Here is a 21,140-nt window from a genome sequence, read left to right on the forward strand (position 1 = left end):
CATTTATAAAGTAGAGAAATGGTTTGACAGATATAAACGATAATGATTATCATTACTTCACCAAATGACCACGGTCGTGTCGTTTGGTCTCTCTCATCAGAAGCAAATCGCTTCCTTTATACCCCACTGTTTGGTGGGGTTTTTTTTATGTCTGCGGTTTTTTGCGGGCCGGTAAAAGCGCTGCCAACACCAGACCACCCACAAATCCGCCCAGGTGCGCCTCATTTGCCATGCGTCCTAAACCCAGCATTTCAGGCAAGGGCGTAAACCCGACCACCATCCACACCACCGCAAAGGTTACAAGTGCAGGTGGGAACTGAAACCGCGGTAACGTGCGCTGGCTGAGCCAGCAATATCCGAGAATGCCGTACACAAACCCCGAAAGACCGCCAAAAAAGGGTCCGGAAACCGCGTACTGCAGCACGTTGGATAAAACACTGGTGCATACAAAAATAAGTATCAGCCGGCGGCGCCCGTCAAACCATTCAATCTGGCTGCCCAGAAACCACAGCATCACAGAATTAAAAATGATATGCGTCCAACTGAAATGCAAAAAGTCCGGCGTGAACAACCGCCATATTTGTCCACTGGCTAGCGTGGAGGAGAGCGCTCCCAGGCGCTCAGCCAGATTAGTACTGCCCCAGTTGTAGGATCGAGGATCAACAATCAGGAGGTTGGCGGTAAACTCGTTACTGCCCAGGCCAGTCAGCAGCGCCATCACAACGCCCAACAAAATAATCCCCAACACCAGAGGCGCGTGGCGCGGCGAGGGTTGCCAGCGCCCTGCTACAAACACCGGCGAGTGGTTCTGATGCTCGACCGCCTGCCGGATTCCCGGCTCGGCAAGAAACCGGTCCAGGGCCTCCAAAACGGGTTTGACATGGTCCGAATTTTCCAACCACAGCACTTGGGCATCGCCTTCGACACTGATTTTGTGAGCAACACCCTGCCCTTTCAGCCACTGACTGAAGTCGCCAAGATCGACACTGGTATCCAACTGCTTTACTCGGTACACAATCTATCTTGCCTCTTAGAGTATCCAGACCGACGCACACACAGGTGTACTAGCGGGCGACGCTGTCTTCACTGCTGGGGTAATCCGGCGAATCCTGATGATCCCGAGCCACGTTAACCCAAACAAACTTGTCGGGGGAGAGCACCCGTTCACCGTCCATCCGGTACGCCACCAATCGACCGTACTTCACGGCACTGAAATCGATACACGCAACGTTTGATTTCAACGGAGCCGGTTCGCTCTCCATCCAGTAATGGCCCACAAACACCGGCGGGGCATCAAGCGGATAGTTGATAAGTTGCTTGCGTTCGTGCTCGGCCAGAACCCGGCCGGCAACATCGACCGGCAACGGGTCTGGCTGGAAAACCACATCCGCATACGTGCGCGGATTATCTGCCCAGAATTTCGTGCGGAAAAACTCACGAATATAGCCGTCGCGCCCGGTGATTTTCATGCCCTGCGGGAGGCGCAGGTCCGTACCCCGTAACAGGGTATCCATGACCTGCCCCGCAAAAGAATCAATGGCCGCCGAGGCGTGAAGAAAATCTTCATCGATACAGGCACCGCCTTGCAGCTGTTTGAATTTATCGATGAGCCCGCTGTCCCAGCACGCATGTACGGCACGAAAATCGTCTTCCTCGATAAACAGTGGAATCGTGTAGAACCACTCAAGAAAGTCATTCCATTCATGGGGATGATCGTCAAATTGTACAAGGGTTTCGCGGATCAACCGATCGTGGCGAGCGTTGTGTTCGCGCAGCCATGTTCTGCCACTGCCGGCCCGCGCCCGGGTGCAATAGCCCAGAGCATTATACTCGTGGTTCCCCATGACGATTCGCGCAGACCCTCGCTCTACCATATTCCTTACGAGGTGAAGGGCTTCACGGATTCTTGGGCCTCGATCAATAATATCGCCAATAAAAATAGCCTGCCGGCGGCGATGCTGATACACCCCGTTGACCTTGCTGTAACCCATCTGTTCAAGCAGTCGCGCAAGTGTGTTCGCGCAGCCGTGAATATCGCCAATGATATCGTAACCGCGACTCGCAGTATGATTGTTTACCGCCATGATCAACTCGCTGATATTTCGCTGGCCCAGCCAAGCTTGTCGCGGCAGGTGGCATAGAAATTATGGTCTGTGGGGTGAATCAGCCGGATCTTGAACGGCTTTTTGGCAATGCGAATGATATCGCCCGGCGCGCAGGCGATATTCATTTGGCCATCGAAGCTGATCTGCGGATAGGTTGCATTGGTTTCTCCAATGACGAGCTTTATCTCGCTCTTACCATCCACCACAATCGGGCGACTGCTGAGCGTGTGGGGGAACATGGGCACCAATACAATAGCATCCAGCTTGGGATGCATGATCGGCCCTCCCGCAGAAAGCGAGTAAGCGGTTGACCCCGTAGGCGTAGAGACAATCAATCCATCCGAGCGCTGACTGTATACAAAGTGGCCATCGATGTAGAGATCAAAACCAATCATCCGAGTTGACTTACCGGGGTGCAACACCACATCGTTCAGCGCGGTACCAAATCCCAGAGGCTGCCCGTTGCGCTCAACTTCGCCATCGAGCAAAAACCGCGTTTCCTCAACGTACTCGCCTGCAAGCACTTTACCCAAGCGCTCTTCCATATCCGAGGGTGAAATATCCGTGAGAAAGCCCAGCCTGCCTCGGTTTACGCCCAGCAGAGGAATCTTGGATTTTGCAAGCTCCCGGGCCGCGCCCAACAGGCTTCCATCGCCGCCTACCACAATAACCAGATCACAGATTTCGCCGAGCAGCTTCTTGCTGGCAACCTGCAAACCGTGGCCGGCCAGCATACTGGCGGTGTCTTCTTCAAGAATAACGTGGTAGTGGTTGGTGACCAGATACTGATTGAGCTGGAGCAGTGCTTCGACCACTTTGTCGCTGCCCATCCGGCCGATAACGCCTATGTTTCTGAACTGATCCATGGAACTTCCTGTGGTGTCGGACTGGGGCGCGAGCGGACGAACCCGCCTGTGCCTGTATCAATCTGACCCACAGTTTAACGAAAGTCACCCCGATACTGAAAAAAGATCTCCAGCGGCGCGAAAATCCTGGCTTACGTCTGAGGCTAGTGGCTTTCGCAGCGGTCATCGCGGCCGGGCCGAAAATCACCGGGCTGGCTGACGCGCAATAAAGGCTCACCGCAGAGTTTTCCATTCTTGCCAGAATGCTGACAAACGGGATTCTCGTAGTGTTCAAGCCATTGCAGGTATGACGGCTCATTCATGCCACAGCGTTCGGACGCATAGGCGGTGGGGTTGTGAAAGTAGGTTTCGATTTCATCATACGGCAGCGTCAAATGCCCAACGCCCGGGTGGTAGGCCACCAGAAAAACCGACTGCCCCCTCAGGTAACTCATGATGGACTTTTCAGGTGGCTCCCGATGCTGGAGTTCGTAAGCCTCCTGCTCCAGGCCGACTATTTTCTCATCCCGGTGTTCCAGTTCGCGCCGCTTACGCTCGAGTTGCTCCCTGAGCAACACCAGCTCCGCGTTTACATTGGCGTCATCACGCTCTTTTCCGGCGCCACTGGACGCCATCTGCTCCTGCAGGGTCAGATACTGCTGATTACGCTCGGCCAACCGCAGCTTCAGTTGTTCGTTACTAAGACGCTGGCGTTCATACTTCTGACCAATATCAGCGATCTCGCTACCCAGAGCTTTGATTTCAAGCCTGTGTTCACGCTGCACTTCCGAAAGCATATCCCGGTTCACACTTTGCAGCGTCTTGATACGCAAGCGCTGCTCGCGAATCAACTGGGCCAGGCGCGCACGATCGGCATCTGTGCGCGCTGTTTCAGACATAGCGGAAGCATTCTGATCAGCCAGTAGCACCGGGATATTTTCCGCTTCTTCACGCTGGGCAGGGCGAAATTTGAGGGTATTGGCGGTAACGGCTTTGCGGATTACCTGGAAATGATTATTGCCCGGCGTCATGTCCGGATCCCATAGCTCCGAGGCATACTGGGGCTCCGGGCACTGACTGCGACACACCAGGCGAATAGCGCCACCGCCCATATTCGGGCCTTTGGCACCACGGGCAGCGAGCTCTTCCATAGGCACGTTCCAACTGCTGTCAGCTCTGCCTTCTTCATCAAACCAGATGCGGAAAAATACAAGAGCGCGCACCAGAAGATCGCTGCCCAGATTCACCAGTACCGCCTTTACATCGGTTTCAGCAAGGTCCGACAGTCCGGTATATCCGTCAAGGAAGGCGCCAAACTCGCTGGCTCGCATCTGGCGAGCCACTTCGTTTCCTTCAATAAAGAATACCGCCGAATACTCGTCGGTTGCCCGGCCGGCAGACACCATTGCACACTCCCAGATTCAAAAGACCAACGTTTACAGTCTAGCCAGAGAGTTTCCGGTGCACAGAGAAAAACTGCAACGTTTTGTGATCAGGCTCTTTTGATTAAATACCGGCGGCCAATCGGCTGCCCTGATCAATAGCACGCTTGGCATCCAGTTCTGCCGCCACATCCGACCCACCGATGAGATGCACGGTCAGCCCGGCGGCCTCCAGCCCGCTTTGCAGCTCGCGTAGCGGCTCTTGCCCCGCGCACAGGATGATCGTATCAACCGGCAACACGCGATCTTCGCCCTGCTCCGCGCCTTTGGGGGTGATCGTGACGTGCAATCCTTCGTCGTCGATTTTGCGATAGGTCACGCCCGGCATCATCTGAACTTTGCGGTTCTTGAGCGATGTCCGGTGAATCCACCCGGTGGTTTTGCCCAGATTTTTACCCACTTTTGAAGCCTTCCGTTGCAGCAAGTACACCTCGCGAGCCGGCTCCGGAATCTCCGCTGTTACGCCCTGAACACCGCCTCGGTGCGCCACCGTCAGATCCACGCCCCACTCGCGCATGAAGTGTCCAGTATCCAGCGCGGCAGAGGCGCCCTTGTGCACAATGAATTCCGACACGTCGAAACCGATACCGCCGGCGCCCACAACGGCCACCCGCCGGCCCACTGGTTTACGCTCCAGCAACGCGTCGAGATAGCCGATCACTTTGGGGTGATCAATGCCTTCAATATCGGGAATCCGGGGCGCAACGCCGGTCGCCAGCACAACTTCGTCGAAATTGCCGGCCCTCAGGTCATCGACGCTCACACGGGTTTCGAGCCGCACATCAACGCCGTGCTTGTCCAGCATTACACGGTAGTAGCGCAGGGTTTCATAAAACTCCTCTTTCCCCGGGATCAGTTTGGCAACGTTGAACTGGCCACCAATTTCTTTGCCAGCGTCAAACAGGGTCACTTTATGCCCCCGCTCTGCCGCAACTGAGGCAAACGCCATGCCCGCAGGCCCGGCACCCACCACCGCTATCGATTTGGGCGACGCCGTTTTCGGATAATTAAGCTCGGTTTCATGGCAGGCACGTGGATTGACCAGGCAGGAGGTCAGCTTGCCGCCGAAAGTGTGGTCAAGACACGCCTGATTACAGCCAATGCAGGTGTTAATCTCATTGGCGCGATCTTCCGCAGCCTTGAGCACCAGGTCAGCATCGGCCAGGAATGGGCGCGCCATGGACACCATGTCTGCATCACCTTCTGCCAGAATTTTTTCGGCAACCTCCGGCATATTGATCCGGTTTGTCGTGACCAATGGAATACTGACTTCACCTTTGAGGCGTGCAGTGACCTTGGTAAAGGCGCCACGGGGCACGGAGGTGGCGATGGTTGGCACTCGGGCTTCGTGCCACCCAATGCCGGTATTGATGATAGTAGCGCCGGCTTTTTCGACGGCCTTGGCCAGTTGCACCACTTCCTCCCAGGTGCTGCCATCCTCAATCAGGTCAAGCATGGACAGGCGGTAGATCACAATGAAGTTTGCGCCAACCCGCTCGCGAACACGGCGCACAATTTCAACAGGCAGGCGGATTCGGTTCTCATAGCGGCCGCCCCACTGATCTGTGCGGTGGTTGGTATGAGACACAATAAACTGGTTAATGAAATAACCCTCGGACCCCATAATCTCAACGCCGTCGTAGCCCGCCTTTTGTGCCAATTGCGCGCAGATGGCGTAGTCCTCGATCTGCTTTTCAATTCCGGCTTCATCCAGTTCTTTGGGTTTGAACGGATTGATAGGCGCCTGGATAGCAGAGGGCGCAACCAGCGCCGGAGAATAGGCATATCGGCCAGCGTGGAGAATCTGCATGCAGATTTTGCCGTCGGCGTTGTGCACGGCGCTGGTGATAACCTTGTGCTTCTCTACCTCTTCATCGTTGGTCATTTTCGCTGCACCCTGAAAAACACCGCCTTCGGGGTTGGGTCCGATACCACCTGTAACAATCAGGCCAGCGCCGCCTCGGGCACGCTCGGCATAAAATTCAGCCAGCCGCTCAAAGCCGTTTTTTGCTTCCTCCAGCCCCGTGTGCATCGACCCCATCAGCGTGCGGTTACGCAGTTTGGTGAAACCCAGATCGAGCGGCTCAAGTAAATGCGGGTATTTGGCAAAGCCTGGTGTCGCGTTACTACTCATCACCGGTCTCCTCATCGTGATCGTTGGCCAGGCTTTTATCGCCCAACTCTTTTAATGAGGACTAAATTACCGGTGCAAGCAACCATCAACAATATCCCTGAATAACATTCTGTTATCCTCAGGCAACAAAACCCTTGGAACAATCATGAATTCATCTAACGCTCAGCCAGCCCCAAACCGCCACCCGCTTGGCAATATCAGCGTTCTCCATGTTGGCGTGCTGCTCCGGGCGGCGGAAGCAGAAGGTGTGAACGTTCAGGCGCTAACGCGGGATTTTCAGCTCAGCGAGCAGACCCTCACATCGCCCGCCGCCAGAATCAGCATCCCGCGCTTCATGAGGCTGGGCCACGCGGCTATGGCGGCCTGCGACAACGCCGCGCTGGGGTTGCGTATGGGCGCCTTGTCCCGGCCGGTAGACGCCGGCATTGCAGGCCTTGCAGGCGAATCTGCAAAAACCGCAGGCACTGGCGTACAAACACTGATTGGTTACTCTTTATTGACCAGTCGTAACAGCCGAGGAACGCCAACGGCAGAGCCGGGGAAACGGACACTGCGGTTTTATTCCATACGCCCTTACAACGCTTTCAATTATTTTGTTGTCGACTCGGTATTGGGAGGCTGGACGCAGTTTTTGCGCACGATTACCGGGCAATGGAATGTGCTCGATAAGGTAACCATCGAGTACCCCTCGTTAGGCATGGATGAGCTGTTTGAAGGCTGGTTTTGCTGCCCGGTTCAATTTGGGGCGGCCACGAACAGCCTAATCGTCAAACAGGATGTGTGGGATCAGGAAAGCCTGCAGGCGCAGCCCGCCATGCACGAAAAACTGGTGCAGCTTTGCAACACGGAACTGCAGGAAATTCAACGCGGCTGGACCACCGGAGACCGTGTAAGGAGCCTCCTCACGCCCCTGTTCAGAGGAGAAACTCCCAGCCTTGAAACGATCGCATCCAAACTGGGCGTTACGCCTTGGACGTTGCAGCGGCAGTTGTCAGCCGAGCACACCGGGTTCCGGGAACTGATGGATGACACCCGAAAACAGCTGGCACGGGATTATATCCGGGAAACGGAAACTTCCTTGTCCGAAATCGCATGGCTCCTTGGCTTTTCCAATCCCGCCGCTTTGCATAAAGCCTATCGCCGCTGGTTTGAATTCAGCCCCGGCGAACACCGGAAACACTTCCGTCATTACGCGTCAAAGTGAATAACGGTGCGAATGCTCGTACCCTCGTGCATCAGATCAAAGGCTTCATTAATTCTTTCCAGGCCCATGGTGTGAGTAATGAAATCGTTAAGCTTGAACTCACCCTGCATATAGCGTTCAACCATGCCGGGCAACTCGGAACGGCCCTTGACTCCGCCAAAGGCTGAACCCTTCCAGACCCGACCGGTTACCAACTGAAACGGGCGCGTAGAGATTTCCTGGCCGGCACCTGCCACGCCAATCACCACCGACTCGCCCCATCCCTTGTGGCAACATTCCAGGGCTGAACGCATCACATTGACGTTGCCAATACATTCAAAAGAGTAGTCCACGCCGCCGTCGGTCAGCTCGACAATCACATCCTGAATCGGTTTGTCGTAGTCTTTCGGGTTAATGCAGTCGGTGGCACCTAACTTGCGGGCCAACTCGAACTTGCTCTCGTTAATGTCGATGGCGATGATGCGGCTGGCCTTCGCCATGGTGGCACCGATAACGGCCGACAGGCCGATGCCGCCCATGCCGAAGATGGCCACGGTAGCGCCCTCTTCTACTTTGGCGGTGTTCATGACGGCTCCCATGCCGGTGGTAACGCCACAACCAAGTAGACACACTTCTTCCAATGGCGCGTTTTTATTGACCTTGGCCAAAGAGATTTCTGGCAGCACCGTGTATTCGGAGAAGGTTGAGCAACCCATATAATGGAAAATAGGCTGACCGTTTATGGAGAAACGACTGGTGCCGTCTGGCATCAGGCCCCTGCCCTGGGTTTCACGAATTTTCTGGCACAGATTGGTTTTGCCGGAGGTGCAGAATTTGCACTCGCCGCACTCAGGGGTATACAGGGGAATAACGTGATCGCCCACCTTCAAGCTGGTAACGCCCTCACCGATGGATTCCACGATGCCGCCACCTTCATGACCAAGGATCGCCGGGAAGATGCCTTCGGGATCTTCCCCAGACAACGTAAAGGCATCGGTATGGCACACACCGCTGGCAACAACGCGGATTCGCACTTCGCCCGCCTGAGGTGGCATTACGTCCACTTCTTCAATGGACAAAGGTTGGTTCGGGCCCCAGGCAATGGCGGCTTTGGATTTGATCGTCTGGGTCATAAAACTCTCCGGTCTTGGCAATGCCCCGGCAGAGGGTCCCGCCGGTTTGATGGGGTTATTGTATCCATTTCACCCGGCGCGATAATCCCTTAATATGTCAAATAACTTTTACTGCTGAGTAACAATGATCTGAGCGCATTGCACGCGTTGTGCTGCAACACCCGCACGACAACAAAAGGATGGGAGCATGTCTGTCTGGGAAGGGATAAGTGAGTTTGTGGCGGTGGCGGAAACCGCAAGCTTTACCGCCGCTGCCAAAAGATTGGCCATCTCTACCGCTCAGGTTAGCCGCCAGGTCAGCGCTCTGGAATCCCGGCTGTCTACCAAGTTGTTTTACCGAACCACCCGCAAGGTATCGGTGACCGAAGCCGGGCAGATCTATTACCAGCACTGCCGACAAGTGTTGGACGGGCTGGAAGAAGCAGAACGCACGATGACTAACTTCAATCTGGTCCCCAAAGGACAGTTGCGGCTAACCGCACCGGTAACCTTCGGAGAAAAAGCCATCGCACCTTTGGTTAACGACTTCGTACTGCGCTATCCAGAACTGGAAGTGCAACTGAACCTGACCAACCAGAAACTTGATCTGGTGGCAGGCGGTTATGATCTGGCGGTGCGGCTGGGTAAATTGGAAGATTCCAACATGATGGCCAAGCGGTTGTCGTCAAGAGCCCTTTACGTGTGCGCGTCACCGGAGTATCTGTCGGTCCATGGCGCCCCGCATTCCCTGTCAGAGCTGGAGCAACACAATTGCCTTCAGGGCAATCTGGATTACTGGCGCTTTCAGGAGCACGGCAAGCCGCACAACATCCGGATAAAAGGCAATATTGTCTGTGACAGTGGCTGGGCGCTTTTAGACGCCGCCTTGAAAAGCATCGGTATTATCCAGCTTCCAGATTACTACGTGCAGCCTTCTCTGGCGTCTGGGGAACTGGTCAGCCTGCTAGATCACTACCAGGAGGCTGATGATGGAATCTGGGCTATTTATCCCCACAACCGCCACCTGTCGCCGAAGGTACGGATGCTGCTGGATTATCTGAGCGAATCGCTTCAACCAATTGGCAAAGGCTGAAACGAAAAAAGCCGTTAGCTATGATATAGCTAACGGCTTTTTGAAAGTGGCGGAGCGGACGGGACTCGAACCCGCGACCCCCGGCGTGACAGGCCGGTATTCTAACCAACTGAACTACCGCTCCGCAAAGTCATAACCGATTGCTTTTAAAAGCTTTACAATCTTCGCTCAGATTGCCCGGTAACAACGAGAGCGCATTATAAAGAGGTGCCCGGTTATGTCAACGTCTTTTCCGAAAAAACTCGGAAACCCAGCGTATTACGGGGCTTACTCAAAACCGACTTATGGGATCGTGTTACATTAAATTCTATCAGGCCATCAGGGAGAACATCATGCCAGACACGCTGGTTTATCGGAACACACCTCCGGCACTGCTTCCGCTCTACGCCAAGGCACTGATGCCGAAGAAGCCCCCATCCGATACCGATATTGCAATTCCAACGATTTGTGCTGAACTGCTTTGCGCCCATTCCGATCGCAAGGAGTTGCGTCAGTACGAACGTGTGTGCGGGTTCAGACCCGGTCATCACATGCCGATAACATGGCCCCACATTCTGGCTTTTCCACTTCACCTGAAGCTGCTGACCGAAAAGGCTTTTCCGTTGCCACTTCTGGGGCTGGTGCATTTGCGCAATACCATAACCCAGCACAGACCCATGGGATTAGGTGAGGTTCTGACGCTGAATGTTTGCCTCGGCCATCAGGAACGCACCCATCGCGGCATCGAATTCGACCTGATAACCACCGCCAGCTCTGCGGGCACGATGGTGTGGACGGAGACAAGCTCCATGCTGTTTCGCCAACCCCATGAACATGAGAAGCCGGCGGCAAAAACGGCACCACCGCCTCTGGATTATTTTCCAAACACCGTTGAAATTCAGGCACGGGAATCTATCGGGCGCCAGTACGCGAGGATTTCAGGCGACAGCAACCCGATCCACATGCACGCGTTGAGCGCCAGGATGTTTGGCTTTCCAAAGGCCATCGCACACGGCATGTGGAGCAAAGCCAATGTACTGGCCATTTTGGAGCAACAAAGTGGATGGCAGTCGGGGCCGTTAAGAGTGACCTGCCAGTTCAAAACGCCGTTGTTTATACCGGGCAACGCGCAACTGAACTGGCAAACAGGGAAAAAAGTGTGGGATTATCAACTGTTGAACGCTCGCGGTGACGCACCACACCTGAGCGGGCGCATCGACTGGCTTTAAACGGTGTCAGACGGGATCGCCACAGGGAGTGTGAAGAAGAAACGAGTCCCACCCTCTTCGGGACGCTCAAAACCGATATCGCCACCCTGAGCCTGAATCAGGGAGCGGCAGGTAGACAGACCAATGCCCATACCTTCGTCTTTGGTGGTGTAAAACGGCAAGAACAGGTTTTCTTCCGCATCTTCCGCAAGCCCGACACCGTGATCCCGAACCTCGACCCGGACGCAGCCCTCACTTGTAACCCTTGCACTCACCTCCACCGGCAATGCCGATTCCGCACTGCGCGTGGCCTCAAGGGCGTTTCGTATCAGGTTGAGGGCAACCTGTTGCACCTGAATCGGATCGGCCAGAATATCGGGTAATTCGTCCGGTATAACAAGCTCAATTGCGCCGTCGTTGTTGCGCGCGTCCACTTCTGCAAACTGTCGCGTATCTTCCAGCAGCACCGATACGGAAAGCACTTCCTTGCCAGTCGCCGGCTTTTTCATAAACCGCCGGATTCTGCGGATAATCTCACTGGCGCGGTGAGACTGAGCCTCGATCTTGTCGAGGGTTTCCTGCAGTAAGGTCAAATTCGGATTTTCAACGGCCATCATCCGTTTGGAGACTCGAGCGTAATTGGCAATCGCCGTCAGCGGTTGGTTTACCTCATGAGCAACACCTGCCGCCATTTCGCCCATCGTCGTTAAACGCGAAGTATGGGCCAACTGGTCCCGCTGCTCCTGCACCAGCTCCCGCGCTTCATCAAGCGCCTGCTCGCTTTCCAGTTCAACGGTAATATCGCGAAACACGACAACCGCCCCATGCAGTTCATCGCCATCGAGCTTGGGCGTGGAACGGTATTCAGCAGGAAAGCCGGTTTTATCCGCACGCAGCATCCGGATATCCCGCTGGTTCTCTGCAATACCCTGTCGGCAGGTGGCATTTACCGGGAGGCTCGTCGGGCTTTGTGCTGCCGTTGCGAAGTGCGTTTCGAAAAAATTACGGCCGATCAAATCCTTGATCGGACACCCCATAATAACGCCAGCAGCCGGGTTAGCGAACTCGATTGTGCCCTGCGCATCAAGGCCGTAGATGCCTTCGCTAATAGAGTTGAGAATACGGTTCTGGTCGCCCTGCAACTCCCGGTTGCGCGCCTGCAACTCGCGCTCAAGCCGGATAACACGGGCGTGTGTCTTAACCCTGGCAATAACTTCCTGAGACTGGAATGGCTTGGATATATAATCCGCGCCACCCAGAGAGAAGCCTTTTACTTTGGTTTGCAGATCGTCCAGCGCGGAGAGGAATACAACCGCGCAATCCGCGGTTTCCGGATCGGCCTTGAGGCGCTGACACACCTCATAACCGTCCATTTCAGGCATCATGATATCAAGCAGAATGACTTCAGGCTGATGGCGTTGAGCAAGATCCAGTGCTTTCTCGCCCTCATTGGCAATAAGAAGCCGATAGCCCTTGTCTTTCAGTGTCTCATAGAGCACTTTCAGGTTCTGTGGATTGTCATCCACGAGCAGAACCGTCACCTCTGAATTTTCGCTGACAACTTCAGTCATATGGTAAAAGGCCGGTCAAAAAGATAACCGCATAATGCAGGTGGTATTACCTCGCGTCGATAAGGTTCTTTACGGACAGCACCATACGAACCAGATGTGCAAGTGAATGAGTGCCCATCTTATGCATCACCCGGGAGCGGTGAATTTCCACTGTGCGCTGGCTGATTTCCAGCTCGATAGCGATAACCTTGTTGGCCTGGCCTTCGATCATTCGATCCATGATTTCATGTTCGCGAGGGGTCAGGCTCTTGATCCGACGAATAATCTCCTGTTTCTCGTCAAGAGTTTTGCGCTGTTCCAGGTCCTGCGCCAACGCCGCTTCAATCTTTTCAAGTAGCGCTTCTTCACGATAAGGCTTCTGGATAAAGTCAACGGCGCCTTCTTTCATAGCATCAACCGCCATGGGCACGTCGCCATGTCCGGTCACAAAAATGATCGGCAAAATAGAGTGCCTGTCATTCAGCTTCTTCTGCAACTCCATGCCGTCCATGCCGGGCATACGAATATCCAGCACAATGCAGCCGGCCATCTGCTCCGAGTAATCCTTGAGAAACGTGGTCGCGCGCTCGTAGGCTTTGACTGGTTTATCATCGGATTTCAGTAACAATTCCAATGAGTCACGAACCGCTTCGTCGTCCTCCACCACGTACACAATTTGCTGAATATCAGTCATGAGCGTGTTATCTCCTGTCCGTTTTATTGTGATAGCCGTTCAATGGATAGACGGATCTTTCTGATCGTCCCGGGCGTGTTCCTGACGTTCGTGCTCGCGCATTTTTTCAAGCCGTTGCTGAATAATGCCAAAAACGCTCTGTTTCGGATAGTCGCCTTTGCTGTCGACCTCGCCGGCCGGCTTGCCAAGCAACAACGTGACGGCTTCTTCAACGGTCGAAACGGAATACACCGAAAACCGGTTTTCGCGAACCGCCTTGACCACTTCGCTGTCCAACATCAAATTCTGTACATTGTTTGCCGGCACAATCGCGCCCTGGGTGCCGGTTAAGCCGTCCTTGAGCTGACAGGTTGCAAAGAAACCCTCGACCTTCTCATTGACGCCGCCAATAGGTTGCACCTCACCAAACTGATTAACAGAACCGGTAATCGCCAGATCCTGCCGCACGGGTATCTTCGACAGCGAGGAAATGAGCGCGCAAAGCTCGGCCAGCGAAGCGCTGTCGCCATCCACCTCACCATAATTCTGCTCAAACGTGAGGCTGGCAGACAGGTGCATGGGATCGTTGACGGCAAAGTGAGACGCCAGCCAGGAGCTCAGAATCATCACGCCTTTGGAGTGAATGTTGCCGCCCAGCTTTACGTCGCGCTCAATATCGATAACGCCGCCATCTCCATAATAGCAGGTAGCAGTGACACGGTTAGACAGGCCGAACTCGAATCCGCCGGTGGACAACACCGACAACGCATTCACCTGCCCAACCACCGCGCCTTGAGTTGATACCAACGTGGAGCCGTCTCGAATGGAATCGTAGAATTGATCACGAATGCGGCTGCTGCGGTATTTGGCGCTTTCCAACGCCCGCTCCACGTGAACATCCTGAATCAGTTTGGCGTTTGCCTGGCGCGCCCAGTAATCGGACTCTCGAAGCAGATTGGCAATATTTGCAGCGTGCAGCGAAAGCCTGTCTTGGTGCTCGGCCATGCGAGCACTGTATTCGATGATTCTGGCTACCGCCTTGTTTGTGCAGTGCAGCAGGTTCTTTTCTTTCACAACACTGGCTATAAACTTCGCATACATCACCTGACTGTCGTCAGAGCGATACATTTCATTTTCAAAATCGGCCGTTACCCGGAACAGCTCCGCAAACTCAGGGTCGTAGTCCTGCAACAGCATCCAGGTTTCGCGATCACCAAAAAGCACGAGCTTTACGTCCAACGGCACACCCTGGGGCTCGATCGAGATCGTGCCCGAAAGAGTCAGCTCGCGCTCAAGGGAATTGATTTGAAGTGACTTCGCGCGCAGAGCCCTTTTGAGCCCATCCCAGACAAACGGCTGTTCGAGCATCTTGATGGCGTCCATTAGCAGATAGCCGCCATTGGCCCGGTGCAAACTGCCCGCACGAATCAGGGAAAAGTCAGTGAACACCGTGCCTTTGTAAGTAACGTTCTCAACGTATCCGAACAGGTTGTGGTACGTCGGATTGTCTTCCACCACCATCGGAACTTCGTTGGTTTTCTGATGCACCAGCACGTTCACCAGATAACGGCGCGGCATCTTTTTATCAAGCGAAGCATACGCAATGGCCGCCTGCTCTTCGTTGTCATCGAGAAAAATTTCCAGATTCTCAACCAGATCCGCGCGCACGGCTTCAAAGTACGCAACCACGTCCGGAAGGTTTTTGTAGTTTTCAATCAGCTCATCAATCTGATGGCCAGAGATCCCCTCCAGAGTTTCCCGGTTCAGTGCCTGCTGCTTGTCGGCATACTCCTGCTCCCAGTCAGCCAGTTTGCGCAACGCCTGGCGGAGCTTTTTCTCAAGTTTATTGACCGCGTCCTCAAACTTTTCTCGCTGCGTCTCGGTCAGGTCTTTGAATGTTTCTGCGGTGTGAGGCTTGTCGCCGTTCATCGCGACCAGGCGATAACCGCCCGGCGTGGTAATGTTCAGGCTGACTTTTTTGCGGCGCGCCTGCCCTGACACCTTCTCAAGTTCGTCTTCCTGTTTCTTTCCGTACTCTTCCTTGAGTTGCTCGGAGCGTTCCAGAAAGCTGTCGCTGTCAAACGTTTGCGGAATGACTTTGACCAACCGGCTCATGAGCTTTTCCATGTCCTGCTTCAACCGCACGCCCTTACCTGAGGGCAATTGGAGCAGGCGGGGAACCCGAGGTTCTTCAAAGTCCGCAACGTAACACCAGTCGTGGCTTTGCTGATTGGTATCCAGGTGGTGCTCAAGATAGCGCAACATCATTGTGCGCTTGCCCAGACCATTGCGCCCCACGGCATACACGTTATAGCCACCATGGGGCATAGCCAGCGCAAAACGCACAGCTTCCTGGGCTCGGTTCTGGCCTACAATTTCGGCTAGGGGAACCAGTTGTCTGGTGGATTTAAACGGCAGATCTTTCAGAACACAGGATTTGTAGAGCTGGTGCAAAGACAGTGACTTCAAGGTTGGGCCCTGTAACGGTTGACACATTAGCCGGTCATTGTAGGTTCTGCGGGCCAGTCTGTCGCCCCTCCTTTCCGAGACAACCAAAGAAATCGTTTCGTCTCAGCCCCAGATGCTACGTTTGTTACTTTTACAGGTGTACGGGCCCCTCCATCTCGATCAGGACGAGGTTCGGTTGATCTAATAGTGCAAGTGATCACTCCATCATGCCTCCAAAATTATTGTTCTGATATTTAGAACATTCAGAACGAATATTTGCGCTTATCAGGAATTTTTTAAATCTTGTAACAATTCAGGCATTCGAACACTACTTGGCTGGCCTGGAGAAACCCATGAGAGAACTGCATCAAGTGCTCAACCCTTTTTTGATGATCGATGAAATCAACTCCGACGACGCTGCCGACGATATGGGCGGATTTCATGAGCACTGATGTGCACATGAATAGCAATGAAACTTCGAATGCAAAACAGCGGCTGCAACACGTCGCCAATTTCGTAATTTACAGAATGTGGTGACGCCCTGGCACTTCAAGTTTGGGCATCTAACCATTCGTCGGAATGATGGGTACCGACGACCTTGGGATATCGAAACCTGCCAGAAGCCAAAAAAGGTATCGGCGGCTATCTGATGGACTGCTACAATGCTCAGATTATCAGGCCTGTCAGCGTTCCACGCTTAAAGGTAATCAAACTCCAGATGCTGATAGACACGACCTGCATTTTTGGCCGCCAGTTCCTCGTAGGTATCCAGATACGCATAGTCCGACTGATCAATGCTATAGGCTTCATCCAGCCCACCGCCACGTTCGAGGATCTCGATCACCGCATCCCGCAGAAACACCAGATAACCACGGGTTTCCCTGTCAAGAACCTCCAGGGTTGTCGGCGCCCCATGGCCCGGGATTATGATGGCGGGATTGAGCTCACTCATCCTGTCGAACGACTCAATCCACGCCCCGGTGTCCGTGTCATCAAAGACAGCCAGCAGCCGTTGATGAAAACCGAGATCGCCGGTAATCAGGAGTTTTTCTGCGGGCATCCACAGGGCAATATCGCCAGGCGAATGACCCGGACCAAAGTAACGTAGCTCTATCAGGACATCTCCCATATCCAGGTCATATCGGTCGGAAAAACCGATATCAGGTACCGCAACGTAGGTACCTTTGGCCTTTTCCTTGTTGCGGTTCTGCATCGATGCCAACTTGATCCCGCCATGTTCCCGGAACTCTTCAATCGCGATCTCATGGGCAATGATGGGGACGCCCTGATCCCGCCAGTAACTGTTACCCAACATGGCGTGTCCCTGAGCGTTCTCGTCGACGATGTATTTGACCGGCTTGTCGGTAACGCTGCGGATTGAATTGTGTAGCGCCTTGGCCAGGAGGTAATTGTCTCCACCATTCATTACCACGACGCCTTTTTCAGTAATGATGAAACTCAGGTTGTTATTGTGTCCGTTGTTTTCGTAGCTGGCCGGCGCCGTTTCACCGATGGCCGAGTACACGCGATCAGATACTTTGGTCAGTTCAAGTTTATCCGGGACGGCCTCAGCCATCACCCATCCTGGCACCAGCAGCAACACGATTAAAAGACGGTGAAATGGCATGGCATGCCCTCCTCTATGCACCAGAAATTGGTAAGGGAACCTGACAGAGTCTATTGGCGATTCTGCAAGTGTTGAGAGGCTCCCTGGTTCGGAGGCCTGAAAACAGCGTTCGATAGCGCTGTATCGTCCGGTAAACCTACAATTTTATGGACTTCACCCTGTTTGTCCCGGTAGAACACAGTGGGCGTCGCCGGTACCGCCAGCGTTTTCATGAGCTGGTTATTGGCCTCGATTTTTTTCCGGGGTCCGGCCGGAATAAGGTCCGGCGACTCAAGCCAGTTGCGTGGAAACTGACTGTCAAGAAACGCCAGATGCTCCAACGGGTTATCGGCACTGACCACGCTTGCCGCCTTGGCGAGACTCGATGGTTGTATCACGCCAACCAGGATGTGCCTGAGCTGGATGCCCCTGTTCAGGTAGGCGCTCGCTTTTTGACGGAACTCAACGCAGTAACCACAATTGGGATCAGTGAAAACGTAAACGATGCGCCTCGCGTCTTTCGGACCCTCGGCGACCCATGTGGCGTTTGCCAGTTGCTGCCATGCCTGGGTCAGGTCAATTGCCGGGAGCCAGGTCCGAATGTGTTCGGCGCTGAGATCCTGGCCAAAGCCGTCGACCATTTTCCCGATAACCACATGCTCGCCGTCAGTCATGAGGTACAGCGTTACAGCGCGACCGTCTTTTCGGCCAACGTAACCTTGCAGCCCTCCGGGTGCATCAAAACGGGCTTCTACTTTCAGGCCGCCATCAATCAGAACCTGAACAGCATCAGGATACTGGGCAAAGGCAGTCAAAGGGAAAGCGATAATTAGATAAACCACTCTAATTAAATTTGTTAAAATATTGATTTTCATATCATTATTTTTCCATGACCTGGTTAAAATGAAGCCATTTCCAGATCCATCTCGACGGCATCCACGCCCGCCTGGGCGCAGTTCTCGTCGGTCTCACCCGAAGGTGCGCCACTGACACCAACGCCGCCGACAGTTTCACCACTGGCCTGAATCGGAACGCCACCGGCGGACAACAACACCTTGTCGATCTTGCCCACGGAAAAGGGGCCGGTGAAACGGTCCTCAAGCGCCGAGGTTTTATTGTTAAATGTCATTGCCGTATAGGCTTTGCGGTAACTGACCTCCAGAGACAGGTCCATGGCCAGTACATCCCTTAGCACCACCTGAGGGTGCCCTCCCCGGTCAACCACTGTGACAGCAACCTGAACGCCCTGCTTCCGGCACGTGTCGATCGCTGTTTTGGCGATGGTCAGCGCCGTATCCATGGACAGGCGTTTGATTTGAATCATGACCGGCTGATCACCTTCTGCCGCTCCGGCTACTCCGCCGACGGTAATAGCGGCGGCAACAACAATCGATTTTGATAGCTTTGTAGGCATTACAGTCTTCCTTTACCCGGGTCAATGCGTCAGGGGCGGACCAGAACGTAGCCCTGCTCAACCTTCTCCAGAATATGCGCGACCCCGACATCTACGTGAATGCTTTGCGGGTGCAACTCCGGGCGCTCACCAGTAGAGCGTTCAATGGATTTTATAGTGTTCATGCACACCGAAAACCGGACACCCTGAGCCATCAGGCTGTCGATTTTTTCGCGACGGCTGTTATCGGCATAGAGTAAGTGAACACCTGGCCCAAAGGTGGTGACCTCGATATCGATCAAATCGGGTCCATAAAACTCCAGAAGATTGGCAGCGACACTCAGCACTATGTTCTGTTTGGCAGGATCGTCATCGCTCAACTGCAACAACAGATATTTATCAGCGAACGGCTTGGCCTCACTAATGGGTTCGTCAGCCTGCACGCTGGCGTGCGCCGTCAGCAAAAGCAGACAGAATAGTGCGTGCCAACACCCCCTGCGAAAGGCAGTTCCCAGCATCATCCCGTTTGGTCTTCCAGCCCGGGGTTGTCGGCTACATTTTTAAGCCGTGGTGTGTTGAACTTCTTGATCTTGATCGTCTTCTCCGACCTCAGATAGTCGGCAACGACATCCCAGATGGGCTCACCCGGTGCCTTGGAGTTGACTGTGGCCCAGCCGGCGACCTTATACATCTTGTCCGCTTCGATCCGCTCGCCGTTATCCAGTTGCATATCGGAAATCCGGCCATTCATACTTGCTGTTGGGTCGCAGGTGTAATCCATGCCGCCCACACGGACCATATCGCCACCCTGCTGATAATACGGGTCCTTGTTGAACAGGTTGTCTGCCACATCTTCCATAATCAGTTTCAGGTCGGCACCGGACATTTCCCGGACGTAGGTTTCCGGATAGGTAATGGCGGTCGCGTTCATCACATCGTCCATGGTGATGGCGTCGCCCGGGAGTACCGTGGTCCCCCAGCGAAAGCCCGGTGACAGGGATATCTGGGCATCCAGCACCTCGCGTTGGGCATCACAGATAACCTGGTCCATGGTGCCGTTGAAGTTGCCCCGGCGGTATAGTAACTCGTCTGTGATGGCGAGCTTCTCGCCCAGTTTGTCGGCGTAAGGCGCACGCACTTCCTGAATAAATTTTTCCATGGCCGCATCAGGTTTGATCAGATCCGAGAACACCGGCAACAACCGATACTCATAGCCGCGAACTCCGCTGTTACCGATATCCAGGTCCAGTACGGCAACATACTTGCCGTTGGTGCCTGCATTACCCACCAACGTCTTGCCGCCGGGGTTCTTCACCACGGTTGGCCGGGGTACAGCATCGTGGGTATGGCCACCCAGAATGGCATCAATACCGGACACCCGGCTGGCCAGCTTCAGATCGACGTCCATCCCGTTATGGGAAAGCATCACGACAGCGTTCACTTTCTCCTTCTCACGGATACTATCCACCAGCGACTGGAGTTCTGATTCCCGAATACCGAAACGCCAGTCCGGTATGAAATAGGAGGGGTTGGCAATCGGCGTGTAGGGAAAGGCCTGGCCAATGATCGCAACACGTTTTCCGCCGATCTCACGGATGGAATAAGGTTTGAAGACCCGGCCGCTGGCTTCGTCATAGGACTCGGCGCCCATAAACAGCGCTTCGTCCGACAGGAACACGTTCTGCGCGAGGAATTCGCCCTTGAAGTTGGCGATGTTCTTGCGGATCTGGGCTTCGGGATAAGTGAACTCCCAATGGCCGGTCAGCAGATCGATCCCCAGACGGTTGCTGGCCTCGACCATATCTTCGCCCTGAGTCCAGTATGCGGTACCAGAGCCTTGCCAGAGGTCACCGCCATCAAGTAACAACGAGTTGCCGGGGCCAACTTGCTCCCGTAACTGATCTATCAATGTTTTCAGATGGGCAAAGCCACCCATTCGGCCGAACTCTTTGGCGGCCTCGGTGTAGTTCAGGTAGGTATAGGCATGGGAGCGCCTGGAGTTGGCGGGTATCTCAAAATGATCAAGAAATTGAGCGCCCACGATATGCGGTACCTGGCCTTTACTTCGCCCTGTTCCGAGATTGACGTTAGGCTCCCGGAAATGGACCGGCGATAGCTGGGCATGAATATCGGTCAGGTGAAGCAGGCGAACATTGCCGTATTTTGGTGCGCCGTACAGTTCGTTACCGCCCTTCGCCAACGCAAGTCTGGGGCTGAGACCGGCGATAGCCGCCGCTTGCATGGCAATCAGAAAATCTCTGCGGGAAATCGACACTGCACTCTCCTCTCATTCTGATTGTTGGAGATGATCAGTTATATCTGCGCCCTGGCGGGGGCGCAGTGTTTCTTCTACCCGCCAAGTAACCGGG

Annotated in this window: 17 protein-coding genes and 1 tRNA gene; 3 read left to right on the top strand and 15 right to left on the bottom strand. The window is 54.3% G+C overall.

Annotated elements, in window-relative coordinates:
• Window positions 1-145: 145 nt before the first annotated feature.
• From ENI00_RS07095 to ENI00_RS07115, 5 genes are all read right to left on the bottom strand, one after another.
• On the bottom strand, window positions 146-1,015 hold the full coding sequence (locus ENI00_RS07095; RefSeq protein WP_304100810.1) for a rhomboid family intramembrane serine protease: 870 nt from the start codon (window positions 1,013-1,015) through the stop codon (window positions 146-148).
• A gap of 49 nt (window positions 1,016-1,064) precedes the next feature.
• Window positions 1,065-2,084, bottom strand: a complete 1,020-nt coding sequence (locus ENI00_RS07100) for a metallophosphoesterase (RefSeq protein WP_304100812.1) — start codon at window positions 2,082-2,084, stop codon at window positions 1,065-1,067.
• Window positions 2,085-2,086: 2 nt separating this feature from the next.
• A complete protein-coding gene (locus tag ENI00_RS07105) occupies window positions 2,087-2,971 on the bottom strand; it encodes an NAD(+) kinase (RefSeq protein ID WP_304100814.1) in 885 nt (294 codons plus the stop codon).
• Between the two features lie 143 nt (window positions 2,972-3,114).
• The gene (locus ENI00_RS07110; protein ID WP_304100816.1) at window positions 3,115-4,356 is read right to left on the bottom strand and encodes a DNA repair protein; all 1,242 of its coding nucleotides are present in this window, start codon (window positions 4,354-4,356) and stop codon (window positions 3,115-3,117) included.
• Between the two features lie 100 nt (window positions 4,357-4,456).
• Window positions 4,457-6,526, bottom strand: a complete 2,070-nt coding sequence (locus ENI00_RS07115; protein WP_304100819.1) for an NADPH-dependent 2,4-dienoyl-CoA reductase — start codon at window positions 6,524-6,526, stop codon at window positions 4,457-4,459.
• 145 nt (window positions 6,527-6,671) lie between these two features.
• Here ENI00_RS07115 and ENI00_RS07120 point away from each other — a divergent pair, with 145 nt between their 5' ends.
• The gene (locus tag ENI00_RS07120; protein WP_304100821.1) at window positions 6,672-7,730 is read left to right on the top strand and encodes an AraC family transcriptional regulator; all 1,059 of its coding nucleotides are present in this window, start codon (window positions 6,672-6,674) and stop codon (window positions 7,728-7,730) included.
• On the opposite strand, the gene ENI00_RS07125 is transcribed toward ENI00_RS07120, so the two are convergent.
• Window positions 7,715-8,842, bottom strand: a complete 1,128-nt coding sequence (locus ENI00_RS07125; protein ID WP_304100823.1) for an S-(hydroxymethyl)glutathione dehydrogenase/class III alcohol dehydrogenase — start codon at window positions 8,840-8,842, stop codon at window positions 7,715-7,717. The genes ENI00_RS07120 and ENI00_RS07125 overlap by 16 nt on opposite strands.
• Window positions 8,843-9,029: 187 nt before the next feature.
• On the opposite strand from ENI00_RS07125, the gene ENI00_RS07130 reads away from it, so the two are divergent.
• On the top strand, window positions 9,030-9,914 hold the full coding sequence (locus ENI00_RS07130; RefSeq protein ID WP_304100825.1) for a LysR substrate-binding domain-containing protein: 885 nt from the start codon (window positions 9,030-9,032) through the stop codon (window positions 9,912-9,914).
• 47 nt (window positions 9,915-9,961) lie between these two features.
• Here the strand turns inward: ENI00_RS07130 and ENI00_RS07135 are convergent.
• Window positions 9,962-10,038 (bottom strand) — tRNA-Asp (locus tag ENI00_RS07135).
• A 208-nt stretch (window positions 10,039-10,246) separates the two neighbouring features.
• Here ENI00_RS07135 and ENI00_RS07140 point away from each other — a divergent pair.
• Complete coding sequence (locus tag ENI00_RS07140) at window positions 10,247-11,122, top strand: MaoC/PaaZ C-terminal domain-containing protein (protein ID WP_304100828.1); 876 nt, start codon at window positions 10,247-10,249, stop codon at window positions 11,120-11,122.
• On the opposite strand, the gene ENI00_RS07145 is transcribed toward ENI00_RS07140, so the two are convergent.
• The 8 genes from ENI00_RS07145 to soxB form a co-directional block, all read right to left on the bottom strand.
• A complete protein-coding gene (locus ENI00_RS07145) occupies window positions 11,119-12,672 on the bottom strand; it encodes a response regulator (RefSeq protein ID WP_304100830.1) in 1,554 nt (517 codons plus the stop codon). The genes ENI00_RS07140 and ENI00_RS07145 overlap by 4 nt on opposite strands.
• A gap of 46 nt (window positions 12,673-12,718) precedes the next feature.
• Window positions 12,719-13,345: a response regulator FixJ gene (fixJ, locus tag ENI00_RS07150; protein ID WP_304100832.1), complete on the bottom strand. Its 627-nt coding sequence runs from the start codon at window positions 13,343-13,345 to the stop codon at window positions 12,719-12,721.
• A 39-nt stretch (window positions 13,346-13,384) separates the two neighbouring features.
• Complete coding sequence (locus ENI00_RS07155; protein ID WP_304100834.1) at window positions 13,385-15,793, bottom strand: Lon protease family protein; 2,409 nt, start codon at window positions 15,791-15,793, stop codon at window positions 13,385-13,387.
• Between the two features lie 676 nt (window positions 15,794-16,469).
• Window positions 16,470-17,399 (bottom strand): MBL fold metallo-hydrolase, encoded by a 930-nt coding sequence (locus ENI00_RS07160; protein WP_304100835.1) that lies wholly within the window; start codon window positions 17,397-17,399, stop codon window positions 16,470-16,472.
• 50 nt (window positions 17,400-17,449) lie between these two features.
• On the bottom strand, window positions 17,450-18,253 hold the full coding sequence (dsbG, locus tag ENI00_RS07165; RefSeq protein WP_304100836.1) for a thiol:disulfide interchange protein DsbG: 804 nt from the start codon (window positions 18,251-18,253) through the stop codon (window positions 17,450-17,452).
• 23 nt (window positions 18,254-18,276) lie between these two features.
• The gene (locus ENI00_RS07170; protein ID WP_304100838.1) at window positions 18,277-18,792 is read right to left on the bottom strand and encodes a GlcG/HbpS family heme-binding protein; all 516 of its coding nucleotides are present in this window, start codon (window positions 18,790-18,792) and stop codon (window positions 18,277-18,279) included.
• A gap of 29 nt (window positions 18,793-18,821) precedes the next feature.
• The gene (locus ENI00_RS07175) at window positions 18,822-19,292 is read right to left on the bottom strand and encodes a hypothetical protein (RefSeq protein ID WP_304100839.1); all 471 of its coding nucleotides are present in this window, start codon (window positions 19,290-19,292) and stop codon (window positions 18,822-18,824) included.
• Window positions 19,289-21,046, bottom strand: a complete 1,758-nt coding sequence (soxB, locus tag ENI00_RS07180; protein WP_304100841.1) for a thiosulfohydrolase SoxB — start codon at window positions 21,044-21,046, stop codon at window positions 19,289-19,291. The genes ENI00_RS07175 and soxB overlap by 4 nt, the downstream gene beginning before the upstream one ends.
• Between the last annotated feature and the right edge of the window lie 94 nt (window positions 21,047-21,140).

Origin of the sequence: Marinobacter antarcticus (assembly GCF_011049865.1) — a bacterium.
GTDB classification, from domain to species: domain Bacteria; phylum Pseudomonadota; class Gammaproteobacteria; order Pseudomonadales; family Oleiphilaceae; genus Marinobacter; species Marinobacter antarcticus_A.

Coding starts and splice junctions, on each gene's coding strand:
- ENI00_RS07125 (WP_304100823.1), bottom strand. CDS start 8,842: ATGACCCAGACGATCAAATCCAAAGCCGCCATTGCCTGGGGCCCGAAC.
- ENI00_RS07140 (WP_304100828.1), top strand. CDS start 10,247: ATGCCAGACACGCTGGTTTATCGGAACACACCTCCGGCACTGCTTCCG.
- ENI00_RS07130 (WP_304100825.1), top strand. CDS start 9,030: ATGTCTGTCTGGGAAGGGATAAGTGAGTTTGTGGCGGTGGCGGAAACC.
- dsbG (WP_304100836.1), bottom strand. CDS start 18,253: ATGAAAATCAATATTTTAACAAATTTAATTAGAGTGGTTTATCTAATT.
- fixJ (WP_304100832.1), bottom strand. CDS start 13,345: ATGACTGATATTCAGCAAATTGTGTACGTGGTGGAGGACGACGAAGCG.
- ENI00_RS07115 (WP_304100819.1), bottom strand. CDS start 6,526: ATGAGTAGTAACGCGACACCAGGCTTTGCCAAATACCCGCATTTACTT.
- ENI00_RS07120 (WP_304100821.1), top strand. CDS start 6,672: ATGAATTCATCTAACGCTCAGCCAGCCCCAAACCGCCACCCGCTTGGC.
- ENI00_RS07160 (WP_304100835.1), bottom strand. CDS start 17,399: ATGCCATTTCACCGTCTTTTAATCGTGTTGCTGCTGGTGCCAGGATGG.
- ENI00_RS07110 (WP_304100816.1), bottom strand. CDS start 4,356: ATGGTGTCTGCCGGCCGGGCAACCGACGAGTATTCGGCGGTATTCTTT.
- ENI00_RS07170 (WP_304100838.1), bottom strand. CDS start 18,792: ATGCCTACAAAGCTATCAAAATCGATTGTTGTTGCCGCCGCTATTACC.
- ENI00_RS07100 (WP_304100812.1), bottom strand. CDS start 2,084: ATGGCGGTAAACAATCATACTGCGAGTCGCGGTTACGATATCATTGGC.
- ENI00_RS07175 (WP_304100839.1), bottom strand. CDS start 19,292: ATGATGCTGGGAACTGCCTTTCGCAGGGGGTGTTGGCACGCACTATTC.
- ENI00_RS07105 (WP_304100814.1), bottom strand. CDS start 2,971: ATGGATCAGTTCAGAAACATAGGCGTTATCGGCCGGATGGGCAGCGAC.
- ENI00_RS07145 (WP_304100830.1), bottom strand. CDS start 12,672: ATGACTGAAGTTGTCAGCGAAAATTCAGAGGTGACGGTTCTGCTCGTG.